24 protein-coding genes are annotated in these 26314 nt (G+C 61.9%); 12 read left to right on the forward strand and 12 right to left on the reverse strand.

The window, feature by feature from the left end:
* From NW814_RS10335 to NW814_RS10355, 5 genes are all read left to right on the forward strand, one after another.
* Positions 1–519 (forward strand): amidohydrolase family protein (locus NW814_RS10335; RefSeq protein ID WP_414406234.1); only part of this gene is annotated, 519 nt, incomplete at its 5' end.
* Between the two features lie 40 nt (positions 520–559).
* On the forward strand, positions 560–1561 hold the full coding sequence (rapZ, locus tag NW814_RS10340) for an RNase adapter RapZ (protein ID WP_414406235.1): 1002 nt from the start codon (positions 560–562) through the stop codon (positions 1559–1561).
* Complete coding sequence (locus tag NW814_RS10345) at positions 1554–2912, forward strand: gluconeogenesis factor YvcK family protein (RefSeq protein WP_414406236.1); 1359 nt, start codon at positions 1554–1556, stop codon at positions 2910–2912. The genes rapZ and NW814_RS10345 overlap by 8 nt, the downstream gene beginning before the upstream one ends.
* Positions 2913–3313: 401 nt before the next feature.
* A complete protein-coding gene (locus NW814_RS10350; protein WP_414406248.1) occupies positions 3314–3910 on the forward strand; it encodes a protein-L-isoaspartate(D-aspartate) O-methyltransferase in 597 nt (198 codons plus the stop codon).
* 74 nt (positions 3911–3984) lie between these two features.
* Positions 3985–4170 (forward strand): hypothetical protein, encoded by a 186-nt coding sequence (locus NW814_RS10355; protein WP_414393115.1) that lies wholly within the window; start codon positions 3985–3987, stop codon positions 4168–4170.
* On the opposite strand, the gene NW814_RS10360 is transcribed toward NW814_RS10355, so the two are convergent.
* The 5 genes from NW814_RS10360 to NW814_RS10380 form a co-directional block, all read right to left on the reverse strand.
* On the reverse strand, positions 4167–4736 hold the full coding sequence (locus tag NW814_RS10360) for a peroxiredoxin (protein ID WP_414406237.1): 570 nt from the start codon (positions 4734–4736) through the stop codon (positions 4167–4169). The two genes, NW814_RS10355 and NW814_RS10360, sit on opposite strands and share 4 nt — an antisense overlap.
* A gap of 41 nt (positions 4737–4777) precedes the next feature.
* Positions 4778–5284: a GNAT family N-acetyltransferase gene (locus tag NW814_RS10365; protein ID WP_414393119.1), complete on the reverse strand. Its 507-nt coding sequence runs from the start codon at positions 5282–5284 to the stop codon at positions 4778–4780.
* 200 nt (positions 5285–5484) lie between these two features.
* Positions 5485–5637, reverse strand: a complete 153-nt coding sequence (locus tag NW814_RS10370) for a hypothetical protein (RefSeq protein WP_414393121.1) — start codon at positions 5635–5637, stop codon at positions 5485–5487.
* A gap of 646 nt (positions 5638–6283) precedes the next feature.
* Positions 6284–7033: a precorrin-2 C(20)-methyltransferase gene (locus NW814_RS10375; RefSeq protein WP_414406238.1), complete on the reverse strand. Its 750-nt coding sequence runs from the start codon at positions 7031–7033 to the stop codon at positions 6284–6286.
* A gap of 20 nt (positions 7034–7053) precedes the next feature.
* Positions 7054–7497 carry an STAS domain-containing protein gene (locus NW814_RS10380; protein WP_414393124.1) on the reverse strand — a complete coding sequence of 148 codons (444 nt, stop codon included), beginning with the start codon at positions 7495–7497 and terminating at the stop codon, positions 7054–7056.
* A 378-nt stretch (positions 7498–7875) separates the two neighbouring features.
* Here NW814_RS10380 and NW814_RS10385 point away from each other — a divergent pair, with 378 nt between their 5' ends.
* Positions 7876–12723, forward strand: coding sequence for a translocation/assembly module TamB domain-containing protein (locus NW814_RS10385; RefSeq protein ID WP_414406239.1), 4848 nt, complete (start codon positions 7876–7878; stop codon positions 12721–12723).
* A 120-nt stretch (positions 12724–12843) separates the two neighbouring features.
* Here NW814_RS10385 and NW814_RS10390 read toward each other — a convergent pair whose 3' ends face one another.
* The 3 genes from NW814_RS10390 to NW814_RS10400 form a co-directional block, all read right to left on the reverse strand.
* The gene (locus tag NW814_RS10390) at positions 12844–13128 is read right to left on the reverse strand and encodes a hypothetical protein (protein ID WP_414406240.1); all 285 of its coding nucleotides are present in this window, start codon (positions 13126–13128) and stop codon (positions 12844–12846) included.
* A gap of 14 nt (positions 13129–13142) precedes the next feature.
* On the reverse strand, positions 13143–14072 hold the full coding sequence (locus tag NW814_RS10395) for a hypothetical protein (protein WP_414406241.1): 930 nt from the start codon (positions 14070–14072) through the stop codon (positions 13143–13145).
* 155 nt (positions 14073–14227) lie between these two features.
* On the reverse strand, positions 14228–15676 hold the full coding sequence (locus NW814_RS10400; RefSeq protein ID WP_414406242.1) for a carotenoid oxygenase family protein: 1449 nt from the start codon (positions 15674–15676) through the stop codon (positions 14228–14230).
* Between the two features lie 160 nt (positions 15677–15836).
* On the opposite strand from NW814_RS10400, the gene ffh reads away from it, so the two are divergent.
* The 3 genes from ffh to recF all read left to right on the forward strand — a co-directional run bounded on the left by ffh (position 15837) and on the right by recF (position 19089).
* Entirely contained in the window at positions 15837–17270 is a 1434-nt protein-coding gene (ffh, locus tag NW814_RS10405) for a signal recognition particle protein (protein ID WP_414406243.1), read from the forward strand.
* 9 nt (positions 17271–17279) lie between these two features.
* On the forward strand, positions 17280–17732 hold the full coding sequence (locus tag NW814_RS10410; RefSeq protein WP_414393134.1) for a tRNA (cytidine(34)-2'-O)-methyltransferase: 453 nt from the start codon (positions 17280–17282) through the stop codon (positions 17730–17732).
* Positions 17733–17964: 232 nt separating this feature from the next.
* On the forward strand, positions 17965–19089 hold the full coding sequence (gene recF / locus NW814_RS10415; protein ID WP_414406249.1) for a DNA replication/repair protein RecF: 1125 nt from the start codon (positions 17965–17967) through the stop codon (positions 19087–19089).
* Here recF and NW814_RS10420 read toward each other — a convergent pair.
* Positions 19086–20645 (reverse strand): YifB family Mg chelatase-like AAA ATPase, encoded by a 1560-nt coding sequence (locus tag NW814_RS10420; protein ID WP_414406244.1) that lies wholly within the window; start codon positions 20643–20645, stop codon positions 19086–19088. The genes recF and NW814_RS10420 overlap by 4 nt on opposite strands.
* A 196-nt stretch (positions 20646–20841) precedes the next feature.
* Here NW814_RS10420 and NW814_RS10425 point away from each other — a divergent pair, with 196 nt between their 5' ends.
* Both NW814_RS10425 and NW814_RS10430 read left to right on the forward strand, forming a co-directional pair.
* A complete protein-coding gene (locus NW814_RS10425) occupies positions 20842–22698 on the forward strand; it encodes a peptidase M3 (protein WP_414406245.1) in 1857 nt (618 codons plus the stop codon).
* A 44-nt stretch (positions 22699–22742) separates the two neighbouring features.
* Entirely contained in the window at positions 22743–23576 is an 834-nt protein-coding gene (locus NW814_RS10430) for a DNA adenine methylase (RefSeq protein WP_414393139.1), read from the forward strand.
* A gap of 10 nt (positions 23577–23586) precedes the next feature.
* Here NW814_RS10430 and NW814_RS10435 read toward each other — a convergent pair whose 3' ends face one another.
* A complete protein-coding gene (locus NW814_RS10435; RefSeq protein ID WP_414346832.1) occupies positions 23587–24018 on the reverse strand; it encodes a hypothetical protein in 432 nt (143 codons plus the stop codon).
* A 186-nt stretch (positions 24019–24204) separates the two neighbouring features.
* Between NW814_RS10435 and NW814_RS10440 the strand changes: the two genes are divergently transcribed.
* Complete coding sequence (locus NW814_RS10440) at positions 24205–24732, forward strand: adenine phosphoribosyltransferase (protein WP_414346831.1); 528 nt, start codon at positions 24205–24207, stop codon at positions 24730–24732.
* Positions 24733–24744: 12 nt separating this feature from the next.
* On the opposite strand, the gene NW814_RS10445 is transcribed toward NW814_RS10440, so the two are convergent.
* Together NW814_RS10445 and NW814_RS10450 are read right to left on the reverse strand one after the other, a co-directional pair.
* Positions 24745–25305, reverse strand: coding sequence for a hypothetical protein (locus NW814_RS10445; RefSeq protein WP_414406246.1), 561 nt, complete (start codon positions 25303–25305; stop codon positions 24745–24747).
* Positions 25306–25370: 65 nt separating this feature from the next.
* Positions 25371–26314, reverse strand: a 944-nt coding sequence (locus tag NW814_RS10450; protein ID WP_414406247.1) for an MraY family glycosyltransferase, incomplete at its 5' end; no start/stop codon positions are given.

The following is a 26314-nucleotide window of genomic DNA, read 5'->3' on the forward strand; positions in this document are numbered from 1 at the left end:
CCCAGCCTAGGATCCCTGGCCCAGATGAACCCGCCGCTGCGGGATCCCGCCAATTTGGAGCAACTCTGGCAGGGACTGCACGACGGCATTCTGGACTGCATCGCCACTGACCATGCCCCCCACACCCTGGCCGAGAAGGCCCAGCCCTACCCCCACTCCCCCTCTGGCATGCCTGGGGTGGAGACGGCCTTGCCCCTGATGCTGACAGCCGCGCAGCAGGGCCGCTGTACCCTACACCAGGTGGTGCAGTGGATGTGCGAGGCGCCGGCCCGCCTCTACGGGATCCCCAACAAGGGGCGGCTGCAGGTGGGCTACGACGCCGACCTGGTGCTGGTGGATCGGCATACGCCCAAGCCAGTGCGACGGGAAGAGCTGCTGACCAAATGTGGCTGGAGCCCCTTCGAGGGCTGGGAGTTGGTGGGCTGGCCGTTGCTAACCATTGTGGGCGGGCAGATCGTCTTTCAAAACGGCCAGGTGGATCCCTCGGTGCGCGGCCAGGCTCTGACATTTTGCCGCTAGCCAGTAGAGGTAGATCCCCCCTCGCCCTAGAATAGGCTGCATGGACAATCAGCCGACAAAACCAACCTCTGCAGCCCCAGCCGTTCTGGTGCTTGCCGGCCTGACCGGAGCAGGGAAAACTTTGGCCATTCAGCAACTCGAGCAACTGGGCTACACCGGCCTGGAAGGGATCCCGCCTGCCCAGGTCCTCCCCTTGGTTAAGGCGATGCGGCCCCACCACGCCGCTTTGGCCATGAGTTTAAATCTCCACGCCCAAGAGTATCGGGAGCAGCTCCCCGAGCTAGATGCCTGGATGCGAGCCCAGGGGATCCCTTTCCTGTTCCTAGAAGCCCGGCCTTCGGTCTTGCTCAAGCGTCTTAGCGCCCACCGCCGCCCCCACCCCCACCACACCGGTGGCGGCCTGCTGGAAGCCATCGAGCAAGAAATCCGCGAACTAGCCCCCATCCGGCAGCGCTGCACCCACCTGCTGGATACCTCGGAGCTCAATAGCCAACAACTGCGGCAGCAACTGCAAGCCTTGGTGCAGGGGCTCCCCCAACCCCTCAACCTGCGGCTAGTGAGCTTTGGCTTCAAGTACGGCATTCCTCCTGAGGTCAACCTGCTGTTTGACGTGCGCTTTCTGCCCAACCCTTTCTTTCAGCCCCATCTGCGCCACCTCACTGGCCAGGATCGGCTGCTGCAGGAGTTTCTCTTTGCTGATCCGCTGACCCAGTCCACCTACCAGCAGATCTTTTCCCTCCTCCGGGCCTGGTGGCCCCACTATCGAGCAGAACGGCGGCCTCACCTAACCGTCGCCATCGGCTGTACCGGCGGGCAACACCGCTCCGTGGCCCTGGTGGAACGCTTGGCCCAGGATTTGCAGCCTTGGACCCTTCCTGCCAACGGCTCTGGCCTGCCCGAGCTCAACCTCCAGATCCAGCACTGCCATTTGCTGGAGTCGCAGCGGGATCTGGAAGCCTGCTTTGGAGCACCGCCTGCTGGCCCCAGCAAGGAGCAGCCAGAGGCTAGGATCCCTTTGGCCGGCGTTCTTTCCCATGAGTAAACCTGAGCTCCGCAACAAGTCCCCCATCCGGGGACCTCGCCGCCGCAAGGCTGCCTGGTGGCGAAGTGGCTGGAAATGGCTCTTCCCTGGCCTGGCCGTCAAACGCTGGCTGAGCCTGGCCGTGGGAGGCGTACTCCTGATGCTGCTGGGCATTGCCATTTGGACGGAGCTGACCCCCATCTTTCGCCTGAAGCGGCTAATCGACATTACCCTGCGCTGGATCACCACCTGGATCCCGAACAACATCAGTGGTCCCTTGGTAACCGGGATTGGCTTGGTGATGGCGGTGCTAGGTTTTCGCAGCGCCCTGCGCTCCATCGAAGATGTGCTGATCCCGGAAGGGGACGAAGCGCTGGTGGATAAGCTCCTATCGCATCGGCGGCTAAGCCGTGGCCCTCGCATCGTGGTGCTGGGGGGTGGCACCGGCCTCTCCAACCTGCTGCGGGGGCTGAAGCACTACAGCTCCAACATCACCGCCATCGTTACCGTGGCCGATGACGGCGGCTCCTCAGGGCGCCTGCGGCGGGAGATCGGCGTGTTGCCCCCTGGCGACATCCGCAACTGCCTCACGGCCTTGGCCAACGAGGAAAAGCTCCTCACCGAGCTGTTCCAGTACCGCTTCCAGGCGGGGGAAGGGCTGAGCGGGCATAGCTTCGGCAACCTGTTCATCACCGCCCTCACCGCGGTAACCGGGGGCGACCTGGTCCGGGCCATCACCGCTACCTCTCAGGTTTTGGCCATTCAGGGACGGGTGCTGCCGGCTACTCTAGCCGATGTCACCCTCTGGGCCGAGTTAAGCGATGGCCGCCGCGTCGTGGGCGAGTCCAACATCACCAAAGCTAGGGGGCGCATCTGCCGCATTGGCTGCGATCCCCCCAACCCTCCCGCCTTGCCTGAGGCAATCGAGGCTATTGAGAAAGCAGAGTTGGTAGTGCTAGGACCGGGCAGCCTCTACACCAGCATCATTCCCAACCTCCTCGTCCCTGAAATTGTCGAGGCCCTGGCCAGAAACATGGCGCCCCACATCTACGTGTGCAACATCATGACGGAGCCGGGGGAAACCGACGGCTACACCGTTGGAGATCACGTCATGGCTTTGGATCGGGTGGCGGGCCTGCGCCTGTTCGATGCCGTCCTGGTGCAACGGGATCCCCCTTCCCCTCGCACCCTAGAGCGTTACCGCCGCAACGGCTCCGAGTTTGTGGTTTTGGACCCGGATAAACTGGCCTACTTGGGCTGCCGCGCCGTTCTGGCCAACGTCATGCAAGAGGATCCCGAAACTGGCTTGGTGCGCCACAACCCTGAGCGCCTAGCGGCAATGCTGATGCGCTGGTTCGACAGACACCGCTAAGCCCTCCTGTAGCTCCTAGATTCTTCCATCCCCTTGCGGGGAAAAGCCGGAATGGTCAGGTTTTCTTGGCGGGGGAGGAGGAAAACTTCCCGGCGATGCCGCTTCGCTAGCAACGACTCACCCCGACGAATTTTGGCCACCCTGGGCCCTTGCAGGACCGGGGCTATGGAATTTCCGGGAGAAATTTGTGGCAGCAGGTTTAAAAGTGGGCCAGGATCGAGGTGAGGGATCCCAAGTTACGGCGCAGCATTCCAGGGAAATCCGGGCAGGCTGTTAGCTTTGGAGGTTAGGCGCCAATGGTAAGGCTGTTCTCGTCCCTCTTTAGCAGGACGGGTGGGGTTCGCCCTCCTCAGCCCTGTGCCGAGAGTGGCTTGGATCCCTGGGCTGACCAACGGGAACGGATGGTAAGGGAGCAGATCCTTCAGCGCGGGATCCGGGATCCCCGGGTGCTGGAGGCGATGCGCAAGGTGCCGCGTCACCTCTTTGTTCCCCCCGAGCTGCGGGATCGCGCCTACAGAGATTGCCCCCTGCCCATCGGCTACGGCCAGACGATCTCTCAGCCCTATATCGTTGCCTTTATGACCGAGGCAGCCCGCCTCACGCCTGAGTCGGTGGTGCTGGAAATCGGCACTGGTTCCGGCTACCAAGCGGCCATTTTGGCTGAGCTGGCCCGACAGGTGTACAGCGTGGAGCGACTGTCTCCCCTAGCCACCCGCGCTCAGCAAACTCTGGCCTCCCTTGGCTACCGCAACGTGGAGGTGCGTCAGGGAGATGGCTACCAGGGCTGGCCGGAACACGCCCCCTACGACGCCATTGTGGTTACAGCCGCACCCCCAACCGTGCCGACAGCGCTTCTGGATCAACTGGCGGTGGGAGGTACCCTAGTGGTACCGATAGGCGAAAGCAAGGCATCCCAGTCCCTGCTCATTCTCCACAAAACGCCGGAAGGAGTGGTGCAAAAGGAAGCTTTCCCCGTGCAATTTGTGCCCATGGTCTAGGGCAGGGGTTAGCAAAGGCCGCGATCTGACTAGGAAAGCGATAAGCTGGAGGAGCTGAGGCAACCACTGCAGCTATGGAGCCAGCGGAAATTGCCGCCCTAAAAGAGCGCATCAGACGTATTCGCGAGCGCCGGCCCGTCCTGGTCAAGCTTTTGGAAAGGCCGGATCTCGGGGACTTGCGCGTCGATGTCAACCAAGCCTTAGAGGAGATTGACGAGCTGCTGCAAGAGTTCGAGCAGACCTTTGGCCCCCAGGACTAGCCCTTCTTGGTAAGCTCCTGCAGTTGGGCCAAGACCTCGGCGCTGTGCCGGTAGGGGTTGACGATTGGGTAAATAGCCCGCAGGATCCCATCGGGATCAATGAGAAAGGTGTTGCGCAGGGCCATATCCCCCATCCACGAGCCGTAGGCGCGGCTAACCGTGCCCTGGGGATCCGACAGCAAAAGAAATTGCAGCCCCTCTGCTAGGCAAAAACGGCGGTGGGAGTCCACCGAGTCGGCGCTTACGCCCACGATCTCCGCTCCTAGGGCCTGGAACTTGGGCAGATCCTGCTGGAAGCGGCGGGCCTCGATCGTACATCCGGCAGTGAAGTCGCGGGGGTAGAAGTAGAGCACAACCCACTTGCCGCGAAAATCCGCCAGGCGCCGCACCTGGCCCGACTGATCTGGCAGTTCAAACTCTGGCGCTGGGGCCCCAATCGAGGGCAGGGGAGTAGTGCCCCACTGGGCAAAGGCAGCCTGAGCCCCTCCAAAGCTAACCAGCAAAGCTACAAACAAAGCTACAAATACGGCCCCCCAGCTCCTCCTGCTCACGGTCTCAACGTCCACGGCAACGCCTCTCTCGCCTTTTCCCTCTAGTTTACATAACTTTACGGCAGCCACTTGCAGAGCAAAAGCTGGGGTGGGATCCCCAGCCACTGCCAAAGCTGAGGGGTGCGCTCGAGGGGCACGTAGCCCAGTTGGGTGTAGAGTTGCTGGGCGGGCAAGTTATCTTCCAGGACGTGCAGCTGTAACCGGCGATAGCCCCACTTCTGCACTACCTCCTCAGCGCTGAGCAAAAGCTGTCGCGCAATTCCCTGCCGTCGCCACTCTGGCAGCACCGCCAAGTTCGAAAGGTAGGGATACTTCCCGTGGGCCATCGCCCGCAGCGAGATCTCAGCAGTCCCCACCACTTTCGCCCCCACCGCCGCCGCTAAGCAGCAGTAGTAGGGATCCCTGGCTGCCAGCTTGAGGCGTAAATCCTGACGAATGATCCGTTTGTGAATGGGGTGCAGCCAGCGTTGCAGGCCTAGGGGCGGGTAAAAGACCTGGGCAAGAACCTCCACCACAGGATCCAGGTCGACGGCTGTGGCGGGATAGACCACGAGGGAGGGCACTGTGGAGGGAGCGCTTACGTATCCCTACCATTTTCGCAGACAATTCGCAGACCATACGAAGTGGCGGCCCTTGTCCGAGAACCGCCACCCCAGAACCAAAGCCAGAGCTTAACAGCCCTGAAACGAAGACCAACCCGCTGGCCACCTCTTAGGAGCTCAACCCCTGGACGTGGCAAACCCCTCTCCTTCCCCCCCTCGTCCTACAGCTCACCGGCATAGCGAGCCGAGCGCTTGCCGCGATAGCGATAGATATCATCTGTGATGGGCTGGTAGCCGACTTCCACTAGGTCGGACTTGGCAGGGGTGAACACGCGAATAACTGCTCTTGCAATTTTCGACAGAAAGGTAAACATAGAGACCCCCCACCTCACGAAATCTCAAGTTTTACTAAAAATCTCGGCTCGCTAGAGCCTGCAGGAGGAGCACCTGAACCTCACCGAAGCACCGGTTTTCCACGTCTTCTCCAATCTTCGCTGATTCTTGCTGGAGACTCGAAATAGCAGGCCGGCGCTTCCAGAAGCAGCAGAACTTACTGTCTTTTCACCACTCCAGACGAGGTAAGCGACCCCTCACGCTACAGTGCCTGGCTTCAGTAAACCCAGCCGCTATTTGATTTAACTCCCATGTCCCTTAGCTTGGGGGAAAACCTGTCGGAGAGGCCAGGTGCTCCACTAGGCAAGACAACCCCTTGCTTGGTACACCTGCCAGCACAGCCAATTGAGAGCTTACGTGGGATCAACTTGAGAAGTTGTTTTGCTGGCAGTTTTGAGGCTGAGCAAGTTGCAAGCCGGTGTCTTACCTTTCCGCTGGATCTACCTCCTTTCCTGAATCACTACACCTCTAATCTAGCCCAGGCCGCCTACCCCTGTAGCGGCTGGCAACTGTTTTTAACAGTTTATGTTACTTCTTCAATTTGATTTCCATCTTTCTTCACGGGTAGTACACGCAGATCCTGCGGTCAAATCTTCTTGCTTTTTCTCCCGGAGAAAAGCTCATTTTTTAGGAGCTTTTTGGCAAGTCAGCCACTCGAGGAGAGCTGCGATTCTGAGGCCACAGGATTAATAGGGAAAAGTAGGGGGGGCGGTAGTCGGCCAATCCGTCGAGGGTGGGGAAAAGGACTTGCTGGGGCCAGCCGGCCCAGACCACTAGGCTAGCCCGCTGCAGCCAGCCTTTTTCGGCCAGCCACTGCCAAACTTGGGGGTAGACGGAAGCCACCTTCATGAGGACAACCACCTCAGCCCAAGCACAGGCCTCCTCCAGCTCTGCTAGGGCAAAAAGAGCGGGCAAAATTGCCAATTTCTCGGGGCCGAGGGCCAAAGGGGATCCCAAAGCCGCCGCAGCAGCCAGAGGAGAGCATACCCCCGGTACGACCTGGATGGGCAGGTCAGGGAGCCGCTGCCGCAGGGCCTGGGCCAGGTAGGCAAAGGTGCTGTAGAGGCCCACATCCCCTTCGCAGACAAAGGCCACATCTTCTCCCTGCTCCAGAAGGGGAGCTAGTTGCTCGGCAGCCGCCTCCCACGCCGCCTGGAGGAGCTCAGGCTGGGTAACAAAGGGCAAAGGCAGGGGCAAGAGCGTTTGTCCCGGTTGCAGCCAAGGACGCACGATTTGGTAGGCCAAACCAGGCTGGCCAGCAGCATTTTGGGGACAGGCCACCCAGTTGACAGCCTGGAGAACCCGAACAGCTTTTAGGGTCAGCCACTCGGGATCCCCGGCGCCGGCGCTGATGCCCCAAAAAGTCCCCAGACCCATTCCAATATCCCAGCAGCGGCCTAGGAAGCTTCGCCCTTGGGCTCCTCCGGGCTAGATCCGGCGGCTTCGGAGCCAGCCTCAGAGGGGGGAGAGGCCTGCTCGGAGCGCCTTTTGCTCTCTGCAGCTAGATAATCCAAAGCTTCCTGGAGTGAATTGCGCAGGGACAAGAACTTCTCCAGCCGCACCAGCTTTACCGTTTGGGTAATGCGAGGATTGCTCACTACCTGGAAGATGCCCCCGCGCTCTTGCACCAGTTTGGCCAGTTGCACCAGGGCACCGACGCCGGAGCTGTCAATGAAATCGATCCCTGTCAAGTCCAGGATAAGGTTGGGGGATCCCTTTTCTAGGTGCCTGGTAACCACTTTCACGAACACCGGCTCAGAGAAGGCATCCAGAAGGCCGGCCAGGTGGAAGACCTGGCAGTCTTCCAGGGCCTCGTGGCTACCACGCAAGCTAACTGTCAAAGACAGAGGTTCCGGAATGGCTTCTCTCCTTTATCTCGACTGCTCCAAAAGGCTTATACAACCTTATACCTTATACAACACACCAGGGGACAAAACTGTAAGCCCCTCGTACTGCTCCCTACTTACGTGGTAGCTCACACTGCCCTGCCAGAGGGATCCCCCCGGCAAGCTGGGGGTGTAGACAAACCACCCGTGGGCCTCATTGTAGAGGGCTGGATCAAGCCATGTCCATGGGCAGGGGATTGCGGCTGGGAGTAGGGATTTCTTCTCTCTGGCCCCTCATGGCAAGCCAGGAGTCCTTGGGTAGGATGGGGGCAGCTTTGGCTATCCCCAAGGAGGGCTTCTCAAGGGGGGTGCTTTGGATCCTGAGGGTAGGTGTTGGGCGAAGAGCGACGCAACAAAGAGGGTGAAGTGCCGCAGCAACCCTTTCCCCTCTCCTCCAAGACTTGGGCAAGGATAGGGGCAGGCCTGGGTTTGGGCTTGACGGCTGCCGCCTTTGGCGCTGCCTGGGGAACTGGCATCTACTTTCAGAACCAAGTGCTGCCCCAGGTGGAAGTTACCCTCTCGCAGGCAATGCGCCGGCGGGTGGAATTGGGAGAGGTGAGGCTTGTGGCTCCCTGGGGAGTGCGGCTGGGAGAAAGCTTCATTGAACACTTGGCCAGCATTGGCTCTATTGACCTCAGCCCCGACTTCTGGACGTGGCTACAAACCGGCGAGTGGGTGCTCAATGTTACCCTGAACCAGCCCCAGTTGCTGCTCATGGAAACGCTGGATCGCGGCTGGGCAGACGTGCAGTTTCAACTGCCTCAAGGGGAGGGATCCCTGCCCTTGCAGGGGTTGAACATCCGTTTGCGGGGGGGATCCCTGACGGCCATCCCCTTAGTAGGGGAGCGACGGCAGTTCGAGGGGCTGCAGGGCCAGGTGCAGGTGAGGCTGAGTGCCCTGCCGGGGGAGAAAGCCGGAGGACGAGCCAGTTTCCAGCTTTCGGCGGTCCTGCGCCCGCTGGCAGGTAGAGGGAGGTACCCTCTGCAGTTGCGGGGGGTGGCGGACTTTGCCCAGGTTTCTGGTTCGGTGACGGTTGCTGCTGCTCGCCTGCCTTTGGATCTGCTGCCCAGCATCTTGCCGGCAGCGCCTTGGGCGGAGGTGGAGGGGGAAGCCAGTCTAGCTCTGCAAGTCCTTTGGGGAGGAGAAGGGACGCCGTCCCGCTTGCACAAACGCCCTTTGGAGTTGACGGGGCAAGCCCAAGTTCAGCAGGCGCGGCTGAGGCTGGAGAGGTTGCCTCGTCCTTTTGAGGAGGTGAGGGGCTCTGTTCGCTTTACCCTGGAGGAGCTGGAACTGGAGGGGATAAGCGGCCGCTTTGGCCAGCTTGCTTTTGAAGATCTCAACGGCTCCATCGCCTTCAGCGACAAGGGGTTGGATCTGCAAGCCGCCATCGCCCCGGCCAGCCTGCAGCAAATCCAGGAGACTTTCAACTTCAAGCTGCCAGTGGCGGCAGAAGGGGTGGTGGCGGGATCCCTAGCGGTCACCGGCCCCCTGGAGGGGCCGCAGATCCAAGGGCAGTTGCAAGGGATCTCGCCAGGTCGGGTGGATCGCCTGCCGGTGCCGCAATATGCTTTTGGCTTCCGCTTAGCCGACCAGACCTTGGCCTTTGAGGCCATTGACTTGCAAGCTGCAGGCGGACGCCTCCAGGGATCCGGCCAACTGCAGTGGGCTAGCGGCTTGGCAGGCCAGTTTGATCTGCAGGTTACCGCGGCCGACGCGGGGCAGGTGCTGTCCCTCTACGGCGTCAACCTGCCACAGAGGGGCAAGCTGCCTTGGGCGGGGCGGGTAACTGCTCAGGCCCAGGTGGTGCTGGCAGGATCCCAGCCCCAGGTGGAGGCCACTTGGGAAATCCAGGGGGAGGAGCTCGCTGGAAGAGGAAAGCTGCAGATCCTGCCTGGCAGGGACGGCTGGGTGGTGGAGGTGCCCCAGGCAGTGTTGGCCGTAGGGGAGGGCCGGATCCAGGCGGCGGGGCGGTGGGAGGCAGGACAGCTCCAGGCGCAGGTGGTTCCTCAGGCTGTGCCGCTGGCGTTTTTCAACCCGCAGTGGCCGGGATCTGTCTCTGGGGAGCTGAGGGCGCAGGTGGATACAGGGGAGGCGGCGGAGGTGGGTCTCCTGTCGGCGCTGCGGGCCCAGGGATCCCTGACCCTGTCGCGGCTTGGGGAGGAAAATGGGCTAGTTGACTCCATTAGAGGCCAGGTGGCCTGGGATGGCGGGGGCTTGGCAATCCAAGCAGCAGAAGTCTTGGCCGACACCACCCGCTTGGGCAGAGTAGAGGGGCGCATCCTCGCGGATCCGCAGACCTTGCAGGTGGGGTCTCTAGATCTCAACTTTGCCGCTGACGGGATCCCCCTAGCCAAAGTGCCCGGCTTGCCGCCGAGGGTGGCAGGAGTGCTGCAGGGATCGGGGCGGCTCCGCGGATCTCTGGACAACCTGCAGGTGGCCGGCGAGGCCAAGGTGCGCGGCTTGCGGGTGGGAGAGGTGGCCTTTGCTGACTTGGCCGGGCCCTTTCAGGGGTCTAGCCAGGGGATGACAGTGGAGCTGAAGGGGACGCGGGAGCGGCTGGCGCTGCAGTTGGATCCCCAGTTTCGGCCCTTGCAGTTCGAGCTGCAGCTGGGCGAGGGGGAACTGCGCGGCCAACGCCACCAAGGTAAGCTTCAGGTGGCGGCGAACCGCTTGCCGCTGGCTCTACTGGGGGGAGTGGCTGCTGGGCCGTGGGCCAGTCTGCAGGGGAGCCTCGATGGGGAGGTGACCGTTGACCTGGCAAGCGGCGCTACCCAGGGACGGGCAGCGGTGGCAGATCTGCGGCTAGGGGGGATCGAAGCCCAGGGCCTCTCCGTGGATTTCGCTTACCGTCCTGGAGACAGCTCCAGCCCCTCTCGCCTGACCATTGCCCAAGCCCAACTGGAGCTGTTCGAGAGCACCTACACCGCCAGCGGCACCCTGGAGCTGCCGGCGGCCTCCTTCCAGGCTGCTTTGAAGCCCGCCTCGGCGCTTCCCGTTCCGCAAATTGACCTGCAGATCCGCACCCGCCAGGGTCGCCTGGAAGACATTGTCTCTGCCTTTAAGTGGCGGCAGTGGCAAGACCTCACCACCCGCGGCCTGCAATTGCCCCCGCTAGGCCCTGCTGCCGTGCTAGAGACAGAGCCGGTTGGCCTGCCCGGTTCTCCCCTGCTGCAGCAATTGGAGCACTACGCCCAGGTCCTGGCCGCCCACCTGGAGGCCTTGGCCAGCCGCATGGATCCCCGCATCCCGCCACCCACCAGCTTGCAAGGAGAATTCCAGGCCAGCCTCAGCTTGGTTGGCAGTCTCGACCAGCCCAGCGCCAGTTTTCACCTGGAGGGCTGGAATTGGCAAGCAGAGGAGTTTGGGGTCGAAAGCCTCACCGCTGCCGGCAGCCTGGTCGAGGGGGCGGTGGTGCTACAGCCGCTGCTGTTGCGCAGTGGGGAACGCCAAGCCCTTTTCACCGGCAAGTTGGGTCTGGAGGAGCAGTCGGGATCCCTGCAAATTCAGGGGTTTCCTCTGGTTTTGCTGGATCGCTTCTTGCCCGAGGGGCTGGAACTCCAAGGGGATCTCAACTTGGATGTGGAACTAGCGGGCAACCTGCGGGATCCCCGGGCCCGCGGCTCCCTAACGGTGGTGAACGCCCGGATCAACCAGGTGCCGCTGCGGGAGGTAGAGGGGCAATTTGACTACAACCAGGGTCAACTGCGTCTGGAGGGTGCTCTCCTAGCCAACAGCGACGAGCCAATCCGCCTTTCCGGCCTGGTTCCCTACACCCTGCCCTTTGCCCAGGTGCGGGCTGTCTCGGATCAGATCGACCTTACCCTGCAAGCCAAGAAGGACGGCCTGCGCCTAATCAACCTCTTCACCGACCAGGTGCGCTGGGAAGGTGGCCAAAGCCAACTGGAGCTGGCCATCCGCGGCACCTTGCAAGAGCCTAGCCTGCAGGGAAACCTCAACCTCAGCTCCGGGATCCTCAAGCTGGCTGCCTTGCCGGAGCCTATCACCAACCTGACTGGCCAAATTGTCTTTAACCTCAACCAATTGGAGGTGCGGGAGCTACAGGGACAGGTGGGGGGCGGATCCCTGGTGGCTCGAGGGGTTTTGCCTGTCAACTCCCGCGGCGCCCTGCAGATGGACGAAACCTCGCCACCCTTAACGCTGCAACTGCAAGGGATCCAGCTCAACCTGCCCAATCTCTACACCGGCCGCTTGGAAGGCAGCGTATTGGTGGAAGGCTTGCTCTTGCGTCCTTTGCTCGAGGGTCGTCTAGAGGCCTCCCATGGGATTATCGAGGTCAGCCCCCGCCAAGCGGCAGCTCCCGCCGACTCGACTCAGGCAGATCCCTTCTGGCAGCCGCGGCTGAACGGGCTGGAGCTGGTCTTAGGGCCCGGGATCCGCGTGCAGCGCCCCAACCTGTTCGAATTCAACGCCACCGGCAGCTTGCGCCTGTTCGGCACCCCCTCAGATCTCCGCCCGGCGGGCACTATCGCCCTGGAGCGAGGCCGCGTCAGCCTGCCCATTGCCAACTTTCGCCTGGATCGCTCCCGCCCCAACACCGCCACCTTTGACCTGGACAACCCCTTCGATCCTTTCCTCAACCTGCGTCTGGTGACCCAAGCCTTCGAGGTCTACCGCTTTCCCCAGGAGCTGTCTCCCTTCGACACCAACCGCAACCTGCCGGGATCCCAGCAGAGCATCGAGATCTTGGCCACCGTCAACGGGCGGGCCAGCCAGCTTGCGGCTGCGGATCCCCGCAACGGGGTTTTGACGCTTTCTAGCAGTCCCAGCCGCTCCCCAGAAGAGATCGTCGCCCTGCTAGGAGGAACAGCTTTGGCCCGACTCAATCCAGAAGCAGGGGTGGCCGGGCTGGCGGGAACGGCCCTACTCAACGATGTGGTGGAAACGCTGGGGGACACCCTTGGCCTGGATGAGGTTCGCCTCAGCCCCGTTCCCCCAGTTGACACCCGTGCTCCCAGACGCTCCTCGGTGGGCCTGGTCCTGGAAGTAGCCCGCGATCTGGGGCCGACCACTTCCGTCTCCGTGCAACGCAACCTGACGGATCCCTTGCAGCCCACCCGCTACAGCGCCCGCTACCGCCTCAGCGACCAAACCCTCACCCGCGCCAGCACCGACTTCCAGGGCAACAACACCCTTTCCATCGAGTTTGAGACCCGATTTTAAACCTACTAGAAGAAACGGACGTGCTAAGTTGCTAGCTTGTTTCGTTGGCGAGGTTGCCCAGGGTGCCACAAAGCTGCTCCGCAGCACTGTCCCGAAGGAGGGCTAGAGGAAAGCCCTAACTCACTCTTCTTCTGGCAACTTGGGAGGAGGCTCGTTCCACTTAGGCTCGTCCAGGATAGCTTTTTTGGTTTGTTTGAGTTGTTTCCACAGCTCTTTAATTTGGCGGTAGGCTTCTTCTGGGGTAATCTTGCCCCCTGTCTCTAAGCTACAAATTAGGGACACCTTATGGCTGAATTCTTGTAAATTGGCATCAAAAACCAAGTTCTGCGGCTTGACCTCGCCCCAGTAGGGGTAGCGGGGGGAGATGAATTCATCTTTTCTGGGAGGAGGGTTTGACTCTGTCATGGCGAAGGTAGAAACTATGGACGTTTCTTCTTAGTGGGCTTGGGAGGTTTGGCTGCCTTGGCGGGATCCAGCGGCAGGCCAGGTTGACTGGGGAGCGGTTGTTGCGCGCGCCTTGGGGCGCTGGGAGGTTTCTTCTTGGGTTTGGAAGGGGAAGTTGAACGTTTTGCCTGGGGCTGTGGCCGCTCTCTGGGCACAGGGCCAATAGGAGTTGCCGACTCTATGTAGAGCTGGGAGCCGCGGCGGCGCGCCTGCAGATCCCAGAAGATACCTACTCCTTTGCCTGGCAGGGATCCAAGGAGGCGCAACTTAAAAGCCTGGGGCGCTGCCGGCAAAGCCGATCCTGCTTGCTGCTGGCCCCCCGGACTAGCTACTTGCTGGTCGCTGGAGCTAGCGGCTGGCAGGGGATGAGTAGGGGAGGGCAACTGAGAGTGGGAGCGGCGAATTTTGACGATGATGAACCCTCTCTCCTGGGATTGAAAAACGACCTCGCCGCGAATGGAAAACCAGTCCGGCACCACCCTTGGGCAGGAGCCCTCAGGCAGGGTTTGCCCCATTTCCTCCGGGGCCCAGACTCCCATCAGCTGGACGTGGAGATTTTGGCCTTTGTCGCGGGTGCGGGGATAGACCACCCACAGGTAGTTGCGCTCCGGCCTTAGGTGCTTGCGCACTAGGCTCATCACCCGGCCCAGGAGGACAGCATGGATATCCAGACCATCTGAGGTGCGCAAAACCCCCCGCGTAAAGCGATCTGGGGAAGGAATATACTGACCCTCAATGAGGCCAATGGCCCGATACTGCATCACTTGCCCTGGGGGAGGGATGGGCTCTAGGCAGGGTCGCTGTCTTGCCACCGTTGCTTTTTCTCCCGACGTGGCGGCGTTACCTAAGCTGGAGAAGGTAGAGGCTACTCCACCCTCTGAGACCGGCAGAGTACCAACTCCCACCGCTGCTTCTAGTCCAGGGGAGCTCTTTGGCTCTGGGACTGGGCTTAGACGCTGTAGGGAAGGTTCCAGACCAGAGGCCATTCTGACACCCCCCGCGGAGAATTCTGACTCCCAGTCTAACACATAGCCTCTCGCCTACTGGCGCGGACAGGGCTCTAATCCGGCTCAGCCCAGAGGCGAGGAGTGAAACTGCCGTGAAGGCCATAGGGAAGGTGATGCCGCAAGGGGATCCGGGCCACTGGACCGGCTGCCAGGTTAGCGGCTTCTAGGATCGCCACCTGCGAGCGCTGACTGGCTGCATCAAAGACCACTGTTACCACCCATCCGGATTCCTCCGCAGCGTCTTCGGGATCGGGGATGAATACCGGCTCTCCCACGAAGCCGCGGGGGGCAAAGCTGTACTGCTCGCTGCGGCCTGTTGCGGTGTCTAGCTTGAGGATGGCCTGCAGGGGTGCGTTGGGGCCGGGAGCATGGGTAGCGCCAACGTAGAGGTAGCGGTGGGGTCGGCCAACGCAAGCCGGATGGATAGCCGGGAACTCCACCGAACGATCCAGAAGCAGCTCCCGCTTGACCTTGCCTGCCTTGGGATCCAGCTCAAACCGCCATAGCTTGCCCGCTGGCACCTGGGCAAAGTCAATCTGCAGGTAGTCGGCTCCGGGCTCCAGGGCGGGGTAGGTCTCGTAGAGGATGGCATCGACTAGGACCTTTTCCCCTACCTCGTAGCCGTTGACAAAGTGAAAGACAAACCCCGGCTCCGTTTCCAGCTGCAGCGGCTTCCCCTTGGAAGGAAATAGCCAGATACGGGTGGGCTCCCCTTTTTTGAGGGTCAGGCAAGTGCCGGCTGGCTGCAGGCCCAGCATGTAGGGCCAGGGGTTGAAGGCCACAGGATTTTGGAAAAAGATCCAGTGGCGGGGCGTCCAGACAAAGTCGTGCAAAAAGGCAAAATCCGGCAGGCGGTAGTCCCACTTTTCCACCAGCCGCCCTTGGGGGTCAATGCGGTAGAATAGAAGCGTAGAAGGGGGGCCCGTCCGCACCCCAAAGGCCAGGAGATCTCCAGTTTCTGGATGGCGGCGGGGATGGGCTGTAAATGGCTGATTAGGGGCAAGGGCACCGCCAAAGGTCTCGACCCCCTCGGTAGCCAGGGTGGCTGGGTCTAGGCGGTAGGGAGCGCTGGCTTCCCAAAGGGCTAGGAGCTTGCCGCCGTGGTAGATAACGTTAGTATTGGCGGGATTTTTAAAGCGCAAATCGAGAAAATTGGCCCACCAGCCTCCCGGCTTCTGGGTGCCAAACACGCCGCGGTAGAGAACTCGGCCAGCTTTTTCCTCTGCCTCAAACTCCGGTGTGCGCACAAACCGGTTGCGGAAATGCACCCGCCCTCCCACAAAGGTGATGGCGCAGACCATGCCGTCGCCGTCAAAGGGATGGCCATAGCGCTGGGAGCCCGCTTCCAGCTTGCCAGGCCCGTTGCGAAAGAGGGTTCCCTGCAGTCTTTTGGGGATCCGCCCCTCGATCTCCGTTACCCAGTAGTTGTACTCCTGGCGCAAAGAGCGATAGCCCAACTGCCAGTCGGAGATGCTGTAGGAGCAAGAAGCAACGCTGACCATGGCCAGTCTGCAAGTGACGCCTTCTATTGTTGCTTAAACTTTCGTAAAGTCGCTAGCCTTCCTCGGCCTAGGTAGCCGCTGGGGCCGGGATCCCAAGCTGGAGCGGCTCCAACTGGACTATGGTAGGAAATGCCCTAGCAGCCCTTGACCAACAGCACCCATGTTTGATGTCCTTGCCGAAAAGTTGGAACTGGCCTGGAGAAAGCTGCGCGGCCAGGACAGGATCACCGAAACCAACATCCAAGAAGCCCTGCGGGAAGTGCGGCGCGCCCTGCTGGAGGCCGATGTCAACCTACAGGTGGTCAAGCAGTTCATCGAGGAGGTGCGGCAGGCAGCCCTGGGCGCTGAGGTGATCCCGGGGGTAACGCCGGATCAGCAGTTTATCAAGATTGTCTACGACGAGCTGGTGAAGGTAATGGGGGAGGCCAACGTGCCCCTTGCCCAGGCGGAGCACCCCCCCACCATCGTGCTCATGGTTGGCTTGCAGGGATCTGGCAAAACCACTACTTGCGCCAAGCTGGCTTTGTACTTGCGCAAGCAAGGCAAAAAGCCGCTGCTGGTGGCAGGCGACATTTACCGTCCAGCGGCCATCGACCAGCTCAAGAGCCTGGGCCAGCAGATCCAGATCCCCGTCTTCGAGCTGGGCAAGACGGATCCGGTCGAGATTGCCCGCCAGGGGGTGGCAGCTGCGCGGGGACAGGGCTACGACTACGTTATTTTGGATACCGCCGGTCGCCTCCAGATCGACCTGGAGATGATGGCAGAGCTGGAGCAGATCAAAGCCGCGGTGCAGCCCCACGAGATCCTGCTGGTGGTGGACGCCATGATGGGGCAGGAGGCGGCCAACCTCACCCAGGCCTTCCACGAGCGGCTGGGCCTTACCGGCGCCATCCTCACCAAGCTGGACGGCGATACCCGCGGCGGGGCAGCCCTTTCCATTCGCCAGGTTTCCGGCCAGCCCATTAAGTTTATCGGGGTTGGCGAAAAGGTGGAGGCCTTGGATCCCTTTTACCCGGATCGCATGGCCTCGCGCATCCTGGGCATGGGGGATATTCTCAGCTTGGTGGAAAAAGCCCAGGAGGAAATCGACCTGGGAGATGCCGCCGCCATGGCAGAAAAGATGATGACCGCCCAGTTCGATTTCAACGATTTTCTTAAACAAATGCGCCTCATCAAGCGCATGGGGTCTCTAGCCAGCTTGCTGCGGCTAGTGCCGGGAATGAGCAAAATTAGCGACGAGCAGCTGCAAAAAGGCCAAGAGCAACTAGCCCGGGCGGAGGCCATGATCAACTCCATGACGCCAGAGGAGCGGCGCAACCCGGATCTGCTGGCCCGCAGCGTCAGCCGCAAGCGGCGGGTAGCCCTGGGCTCTGGCCACAAGCTGGAGGATGTCAGCCGCCTGGTGAGCGATTTCCAGCGCATGCGCGACATGATGCGCTCCATGAGCATGGGCGGCTTTCCGGGCATGCTGGGCGGACGGGGCCCGCTGCCGGCAGGTGGCCCCCAATGGCGAGGGCGTTCGCAGTCCAGCCGCAAGCCAGACAAAGGGGGGGGCAAAAAGGGGGGCAACAGCCGCGGCTTTGGCAGCAAGTGAGCTGAGCCTATGCCTTTCCACGTCGTCTTGGTGGCTCCGGAGATCCCGGCCAACACGGGCAACATCGCCCGCACCTGTGCCGCTACCCGCACACCCCTCCACCTCGTGGATCCCTTGGGGTTTCGCCTCTCGGATCGCTACCTCAGGCGGGCGGGGCTAGACTACTGGGAGCACGTCCAACTGCATCGCTACCCCTCTTGGGAGGCCCTGGTGCAAGCCCACCCCGAGGCAAGATTTTGGTGCTTTAGCGTGCGCGGCAAGGCCCTTTACACCGAGGTGGCCTATCAACCCGGAGACTGGCTGGTGTTTGGCAGCGAAAGCCGGGGCTTGGATCCCATGTTCTTGGAAACCTATCCCAGCGTGCGCATCCCCTTGAGCGGGCCGGTGCGCAGCCTTAACCTCAGCAATGCAGTCGCCATTGCCCTCTTTGAAGCCCTACGCCAACAGGGATTTCCCACCTAAACTTGACAGCCCTACGCCTGCCGCAACAAGCTGCACCCGCCCCAACCCCTGGTTCACTAACTAGCTGACGCAGCTCTAGTGACTGGACTTGGCAGCTGTTGCGTCCAGGAGCCCAGCTTTCTCGGTCAGCCCCTCCTTTGCTGAAGCCGGGTGCTCCTGGTCCTAGGCTAATTGCGTTAAAGTGGAAGCCCTCCTTGGCGAGGGCCGTTCCCCCAAGCCAAAGGCGCACCAAGTGTACCTATGTTTTCTCCATCTGTGGCACTTTCGCAACTACCGGGATCAAGGGATCCCCTTCGAGGCACCCAAGACCATCCTGGTGGGGGAAAACGCCCAGGGCAAGACGAACCTCTTGGAGGCAGTGGAGCTCTTGGCCACCTTGCGCTCGCGGCGGGCCGGTCGCGATCGGGAGATGGTGCAGCAGGGGGAAGAGAAGGCGCGGATTGCCGCCACCGTGGAGCGGCTAGGGGTAGCCCACGAGCTGGTGATGGAGCTACGCAGCCAAGGGGGACGCTCCCTGAAGGTTAACGGCCAGGCGCTACGGCGACAATCTGAGTTCTTAGGGCAAGTGAATGCGGTGGTCTTCTCCAGCCTGGATCTGGAGCTGGTGCGAGGGGGGCCAGAGGCGCGGCGCAACTGGTTGGATGGGGTGTTGCTGCAGCTGGAGCCGGCCTACCTTGGCCTGGTGGAGCAGTATCGCCAGATCCTCAAGCAGCGCAATGCCCTCCTAAAACAGGATTCCGCTGCTGCCAGCGACAGGGACTTGCAGATGGCCTTCTGGGACGCTCAGCTAGCCACCAGTGGCAGTCGCATCATGCGCCGCCGCGCCCGGCTGTTGCAGCGTCTGGAGCCGCTAGCCGCCCACTGGCACCAAGTCATCAGTGGTGGTCGGGAGACTCTCAGCCTTGCCTACCGTCCGCAGGTGCCTTTGCTGGATCCCCAGGCCAATCCCGAAGGGGTTCAAGCCCAGTTGTTGGCGGAGATCCGTGCCAAGGCCGCTGCCGAACGGGCCCTGGGCACCTCTCTAGTCGGCCCCCACCGAGACGAGGTGGAGCTGAGCCTCGACGGACAGCTTGCCCGCGCCTACGGATCCCAGGGGCAGCAGCGCACCTTGGTCTTGGCCCTCAAACTGGCGGAGCTGGAGCTGATCGAGCAGGTGAAGGGGGATCCGCCCTTGCTGCTGTTGGACGACGTGCTGGCGGAGCTGGACCTGCACCGCCAAAACCAACTCTTGGAGGCTATTCAAGAGCGGGTGCAAACTTTGGTGACCACCACCCACCTGGGCTCCTTCGACGCCGCTTGGCTCAAGGGAGCGCAAATCCTGCAAGTGCACAAGGGGCAAATTTCTCCCTCCCCTTAGCTTACAGCAGGCCGGCCGCGATCCAGGCCGCGATACTGAATGGCTTCGGCGATGTGGGCAGGGGCAATGGCCTCGGCACCTTCTAGATCGGCGATGGTGCGGGCCACCTTGAGGATGCGGTCGCTCCCCCGGGCAGAGAGGCCCAGCTTTTGGATGGCGCTCTCGAGGAGCTTGCGACAGGGATCCGAGAGAGCACACCACTGCCGCAGGTGGCGGGGCTGCATCTGGGCGTTGCAGTGGATCCCGGGCTCGTCCTGGAAGCGCTGCCGTTGGCGCTGCCGCGCCTGTTCCACCCGCTGCCGCACCGCTTGGGACGACTCGCCGCCCTGAAGGCGGACAATTTCTTCCGGCTTGAGGCGGTTGACCCACACCTGCAAATCGATGCGATCTAGCAGAGGGCCGGAGAGCTTCGACCAGTAGCGCTCCCGCTGTTGCGGCGTGCAGGTGCAAGGCTGAACAGGATCCCCGTAGAAGCCGCAGGGGCAGGGGTTGGTGGAGGCCACCAGGGTGGTTTGAGCGGGAAACTCCAGGGAAAGGCGGGCGCGGGAGATGGTAACCTTGCCGTCTTCCAGGGGCTGGCGCAGCACCTCCAAAACCTCGCGGCGGAATTCCGTCAGTTCGTCCAAGTACAAGACACCGTGGTGAGCCAGGGAGATCTCGCCAGGCTTGGGGTAGGGGCCACCGCCCACCAGCGCCACTGCCGAGGCCGAATGGTGGGGAGCACGGAAGGGCCGCTGGGTAATCAGGGGGGTTTGGCCTCCCAAGTGCAGGTTTTGCCGCAGCAGGCCGGCTGCTGAATAGATGCGGGTGATCTCCAACATTTCCTCCCACTGCAGCCGAGGCAAAATGCTGGGCAGACGACGCGCCAGCATGGTCTTGCCCGCTCCTGGGCTGCCCACCAGCAGCAGGTTGTGCCCGCCGGCTGCCGCAATCTCCAAGGCCCGTCGGGCCTGTTCTTGCCCCTTCACATCGGCCAAATCCAACAGGGGTTCTGGTTCAGTTGCTAGCAGCTGCTCCGGCTGGATCCGCAGCGGCTCAACCCCCTGGGGGTTTTGCAGCCAGCTCACCACCGCCGCTAAGGAGGGCAGCCCGTACACCTGGATCCCTTGCACCAAAGCCCCCTCCGGGCCATTCTCCTGGGGCACCACCAGGCGGCGGATCCCCATCTCAGCGGCACCGGCGGCAATGGGCAGGATTCCGGCCACGGGTCGCAAGGTGCCATCCAGGGCCAATTCCCCCACCAGCAGGGTGTTGGCCAGCGCTTCTTTCTCGATGACCCCGGCAGCAGCCAGAATGCCGATGGCGATGGGAAGATCAAAGCTGGGGCCCTCTTTGCGCAGATCGGCGGGAGCCAAGTTGACGATGATCCGCCGCTGCGGCAGGGCAAAGCCGGAGTTCTTGATGGCCGCCCGCACCCGCTCTTTGGCCTCCTGAACGGCTGTGTCTGGCAGCCCCACTAGGATAATCTGGGGCAAGCCACCGCCCACATCCACCTCCACCGTGACCCGCACGGCCTTGAGTCCCAGGAGAGCAGCAGCAGTGACCTGAGCAAACAAAGGCGTCGCCTCCTCCGGAAAGCTTTTCCACCGAATGATTGTCTCCCGACACCTATCCTGGAGGAAGTACATTGGCTTGTGCAGGCTTATTCCTGGGAAGCGGTGACTCTAGAGTTGACTGGGATCAGAGGCTACTGGGTCTGCTCAGCCGCCAAGCCACGGAGGGGTTGCCCCCATCTCTAGGAGGCTGGTGCCAGTGGTCTCTTCTGCTGCTGAACCCCCTTTTGAGCGTTTCTCCAGCTCTGGGCAAGAAGGCGCCCCAGCCTGGAAGGACCTGGAGGAGCAGGTGCAGGAGTTTGCCCGCTGCTACCGGGGGCAGGTGGCCCAGCTCAGCCCACCAGAGCTGGGGAAGGCGCTGCAAGTCTTGTCGCAGCTAACGCAAGCTCTGGCGGCTCAGCTTGCGGAGGGCAGGGAAGGGATCCCGGCTACCCCTCTTCAGGCTCCAAGCTGGCGGGATCTGGAGCGGGCTATCTCCCTGCAAAGCCACTTGCTGTTTTTCTCCCTAGAGCTGCAGTCGCTGTTGGCTGGTTCCCCCGACGACTCTGCCGCCGAGTTGCCGCCAGAGGATGGGCGCTTGGACCTTTTAGCTGCTGCCCATGTCGAGCCGCGGCTACGCCCCTTTCGCCAGTTTCTGTGTGGCCTCCTCCACCAGCGGGGTCACCGACAGGCGGAGCCTCTAGAGCGCTTACTGCACCAGCAGCGCCTGGCTGGACGCTTGGCCTGGCGGCAGTTGTGGCAAGTCACCCTCAGCTCCCTCGGCGACCAGGGCCTGTTGCCTCCCCAACAGCAGTCAGCTAACACCCTTGCCCACCTCCAGAACCTGCAAACCCATCCCAGTGCCGAGGTTCGCTGGGCGGCCTACCAGCGCTTGTGCCACCATCTGGAAGCCCATGCGGAGCTGGGAGGGTTTATTCTCAGCATCCTAGTTCGCGACCACCTCTGGGAGGCCCAGTGGCGGGGCTACGATTCTGCTGCCGACCTTTACCTGGCTCGCCACGGCCTCAGCCAGCCCTTTTGGGAACATCTGCTGGATGGGATCCACGATCGCTTCGACCTGTTCCAGCGCTACTACCGCCTGAAAAGCCGCGCCATGAGCCGCTCCATTCGCCTCTGCGACCTCTATGCACCCTGGGGGGAGCCCGTCCCACCTCTTGCTGCTGCCGAAGCCACCTCCCTGGTCTGGGCAGCCCTGCAAGAGTTCTGCCCTGAGTGCGCAGCCCAGGCCAAACCCTGGCTACTGGAAGTCAGCTCCGAACGGGAGGCACCCCCTGGCGATCCAGAGAGGCCATGGCCAGGAAGTGAACCCCTTGCCTCCCTGCTGCAAGCCCTTGAAGCCCTCAGCCGGCGGCTCCGGCCTGAGGGGCCTCGAGTTTGGCTGGATCTGGAGGAGCTGCAGGGATCTGTCCAGCCCTCCTGGGAAATTCGGGTGCATACCGCGTTTTTACAGCAGGTGCTGCTAGACTACCTGCTCGGGGCGGCACGGGGTACACCGGCGCCACCCCCTCTTCGAAATCGTGCAAGCGGGCTGGAGGTCTTTACCTTGGCCCAGGCCCTCTTGATTCACCACCTGGAGGCACAGTTGCAGGCCGTGTTTTACCAGAGCCTGATTGCCCGGCTGGAGCTGCTCCTCTACCGCTCGGAGAACACCGCTCCACTAGCTTCCTCCAAGGTCAGCCCTACCTCCTGGGTCGGCGAAGAGTGGCTAAAGCTGATCCAGGAGCTGTGCGGCGATGCGGTGGAGCTGTTGCCGGAAGACCAGTTCTGCTGGGTGGGGATGCCGGAGCTGTTTCTGCGACCCTTCAGCGCTCCTCAGGTCAGCCTGGCCAGCCTAGTGGCCCTGGCCTGCCACCGCCAGTATCATCTGTCTCCGCGTACCTTTTTGCCCCGCTACCTAAATTGGCTGGCTAGCCCCCCTGGATCCCTGACTTGGGGAGAATCGGCCCAGTTACTCCAGGTGGACTTGAGCGAGCCGGAGGAGGTGTTGCAGGGGTTGGAGGAACTGGAGCATTGGATCGAGGTGCTGGAAGAGCTGCTGGAAGAGAATCAAAACTAGGGGACTGCGGCCAGCTGGCCTTTGGCGTAGCCGGAAGGAGCTCCTTGCAGAGGGGGAGGGAGCACCTCAAAGCCCGCCCCTTCCTCAAGTGGGCAGGAGGGAAATGGGGGCTGCTAAGCCAGTACGAGCCCTTCTTCCCCCGCGACTGGGGCACTTATCATGAGCCCTTTTTGGGTGGCGGGGCGGTGTTTTTCCACCTGGCCCAGGTTTACCCTGAGCGGGGTTTTGTGCTATCCGACATCAACGCTGACTTGGTCAACGCCTACTGCTGTGTGAGGGATCGGGTGGAGGAGGTGGTGGCACTGCTAGCCTACCACCAGGCCCACCACAGCCGCGACTACTACTACGCCCTGCGGGCATCCAAGCCAGTTGACCCTGTCCAGCGGGCGGCGCGGCTAATTTACCTCAACAAAACTTGCTACAACGGGCTTTACCGGGAAAACGCCAGCGGCGAGTTCAACGTACCCCTGGGCCGCTACCGCAACCCGCGCATTTGTGATGCCGACAACTTGCGGGCTGCTAGCCGTGTCCTGCAACGGGCCAAGATCTTGGTGCAGTCGTTTGAGCAGGTGTTGGAGCGGGCCCAGCCCGGCGATTTTGTCTATTTGGATCCGCCCTACTACCCGGTTTCAGAAACCAGCAGCTTTACCGCCTACAGTCAGTACGCCTTTGGCCAAGCGGAGCAGATCCGCTTGCGAGAAGTTTTTGGGATCCTGGCCGACCGAGGCGTGCAGGTGCTGCTGTCCAACTCAGATTGCCCTTTTGTGCGAGAGCTGTACAGGGGCTATCCTATCCACACCATCGTGGCCAGCCGCGCCATCAACTGCCACGGCCGCAAGCGCGGTCCCGTCACCGAGGTGCTGGTCTTGTCAAGGTAGCCGGCCCTAGCTACTCGATCACCACACTCTTGGGCCCGCCATCGGGGCGCTCCTGGTTGAAATTGGCCAAAAAGGTATCCGGATCCCGGAGGCTGAAGACCAGCTTTTTGCAGGGTACTTGCAGCCCCAGGGGACCTACCAAGGGAATGAAAAGCATCTTTTCCTGGAGCAGCGGAATGGCAATCACCCCCTGGGTGCTGGTTACCGCGCCAACCAGTCCCTGGAAATCGGTGCGCACGCCCAGGCCGTAGAACCAGGGCCAAGAGAAGCGCTCCCCGCGTCCCAGCTCGCCTAGAGAAAAGGTTTCGTTGAACAAGTTGCCCGCCCGCACTACTAGCTTGTCCTGGAGCAGGTCAACGTAGGCCGACTCACTGCCTACCCCAAACAGCGCCAGGGGCAAACTTGCCAGGGGGTTGGAGTCAATGGCCATGTAATAGCGCATGGGAAATCTCCAAGGTCAGGAACAAAAAGAATGAGCCGCGGCCCCTAGCCTTGCAATTATAATCTCCGGCCTTGCCAGCTTGGCCAAAAGGAAACCCGTTCGCTAAGGCCCTGAGCGGCTATGATGGGTTGCTGGGAGCGGCCTTCTACACCCTTTGAGCTGGCCACTGCTGAGCCAGGAGAACTCATGGATCTGCGCCCCCTTGTCCGCCTAGTGCCCGATTTTCCCAAGCCCGGGATCCTCTTTCGCGACATAACCCCCTTGCTGCAGAATCCAGCGGGCTTTCGGGCCGCTATCGAACAGTTGGCCGCCGGCACTGCCACCATGGGATCCCTAGATTACGTGGTGGGCATTGAGTCGCGGGGGTTTATTTTGGGGGCTGCCTTGGCCCAACACCTGGGTTTGGGGTTTGTCCCCGTTCGCAAGCGCGGCAAACTGCCGCCGCCAGTGCTCAGCCAAACCTACACGCTGGAGTATGGCCAAGACGAGCTCCAACTACAAGCCCACGCCCTGCGCCCTGGCAATCGGGTGGTGATTGTGGATGACGTCTTGGCAACTGGCGGCACCGCCGCCGCCACAGCTGAACTGGTGGCTCAGAGTGGCGCCCAGGTAGGCGGGTTTGCTTTTCTAATCGAGCTAGCTTTCTTGTCGGGCCGCAAGCTTCTTCCTCCACAAATCCCAACCCACGTGCTGATGGTGGAAGACTCCAACTGAGGGATTTGCCCCTCACCGCAGGCGTAGCGGCTGGCGGACGGCTACTTCTGTTGCCTTAGCTTTGGGCAGAGGTTGAGTCAAGGGGCTGAGCTGAGCCTGGGCCTGCAGTTGTTCCTCAATCCAGTCGGCCAGCTCCCGCATGTAGAGGGCCACGTGGGGGGCGTAGTCGCGCCGCAGCGGCTCTACCCCTTTTTCGGCCAGGCGGGCCAGGATGACCGGATCGCTTAGCTCTTCGAGAGCGGCAAAGTCTTCTGGCTGGTCAAACCCCAGCTCTGCCATCTTTTCAAACACATATCCCAGCCGTAGGCCCGTAGCCTCGCAGTGGGAAGGATCCCTCGCGACATAGGCAGCAGTGCGGTAGGCCGTTTGGGCAATGGAGCGCCAGGTGCCGCGGTGGATGTGCAGGCTAAGCTGCTGCTGATCCCAGCCCAGGGCTTCCCGCACCAAAAGGCCACAATTGCAGCGGGTGCTATCCCGCCAGCAGTACTCGCGATCCCAAAAACCCCAGTGCTGAGCTTGCAGGCGATCGGCGGTGCGGCGCAAGAGGGCTGCCAGCTCCGGTGTAGGACGCATCGGTCAAGGCGGCAGACGGGATCCCCTCCAGTCTAGGCAGGCAGGCGGCTGGGAACAAGCCGAGCTTAATCCTTTTTTGAGTTGATTGGCTCTGCTTGAGCTTCGGAATCCTCAGAAGACTGTTGCCGCTGGCGATGCCGTTGCCAAGCTCCCCAGGCCACCCCCGCCAACACCAGCGAGGCCCCGCCCAGATAGGTGCCCCCTGCCGGCAAGCCCGCCAAGGCCAGGGCCAGGGATCCCCCCCAGAGGGTCATGGCGTAAATCAGCAGCACCGAATGCCGCTGGGACAGGCCAGCCTTGAGCAGGCGATGGTGCAAGTGGCCCTTGTCGGGATGAAAGGGGGACTTGCCTCTGGCCAAGCGCTTGAGGATCACAGCAGACATATCCAGAATCGGCACGGCCAGGATAAAAAACGGCAGGGCCACCGCCAGCGTGGTTACCCCCTTGGCCACCCCAATGACCCCGATCCCGGCCAGGGTAAAGCCCAGAAAGTAGGCTCCCCCATCCCCCATGAAGATCTGCGCCGGGTTAAAGTTGTAGCGCAAAAACCCCAGACAAGCCCCCGCTAAGGCTGCCGCCAGCATGGCTGCCGCCGGCCGATCCAAGAGCAGGGTTACCATCAGCATCACGACTGCCGCGATCCCCGACACCCCTGCCGCCAAGCCATCCAGCCCGTCCATAAAGTTGATGGCATTGGCCATCCCCACCAGCCACAGCAAGGTAATCACTAGGCTCAGCCATGCAGGGAACGGCCAGATGCCGATCCGCGGCAGGTTGATAAATTCGATGCGCACCCCCACTCCCCAAGCCGCCGCAGCCACTCCAAATTGCATCGCCAGGCGCGAAAAAGGCGACAACTGAAACAGATCATCCGCCAAGCCAATTAGGAAAAACAAAACGCCGCCAATCGTCACCCCCCAGATCTCGTACTCCTGCTCGGGGCGCAGGCCGGCAAAGGCTCCGGCTCCCCAAAGCACAAGCAGCGCCACCAGGTGGCCGATAAAGATGG

The sequence above is a fragment of the Synechococcus sp. R65.1 genome, assembly GCF_047461755.1.
Taxonomy (GTDB): domain Bacteria; phylum Cyanobacteriota; class Cyanobacteriia; order Thermostichales; family Thermostichaceae; genus Thermostichus.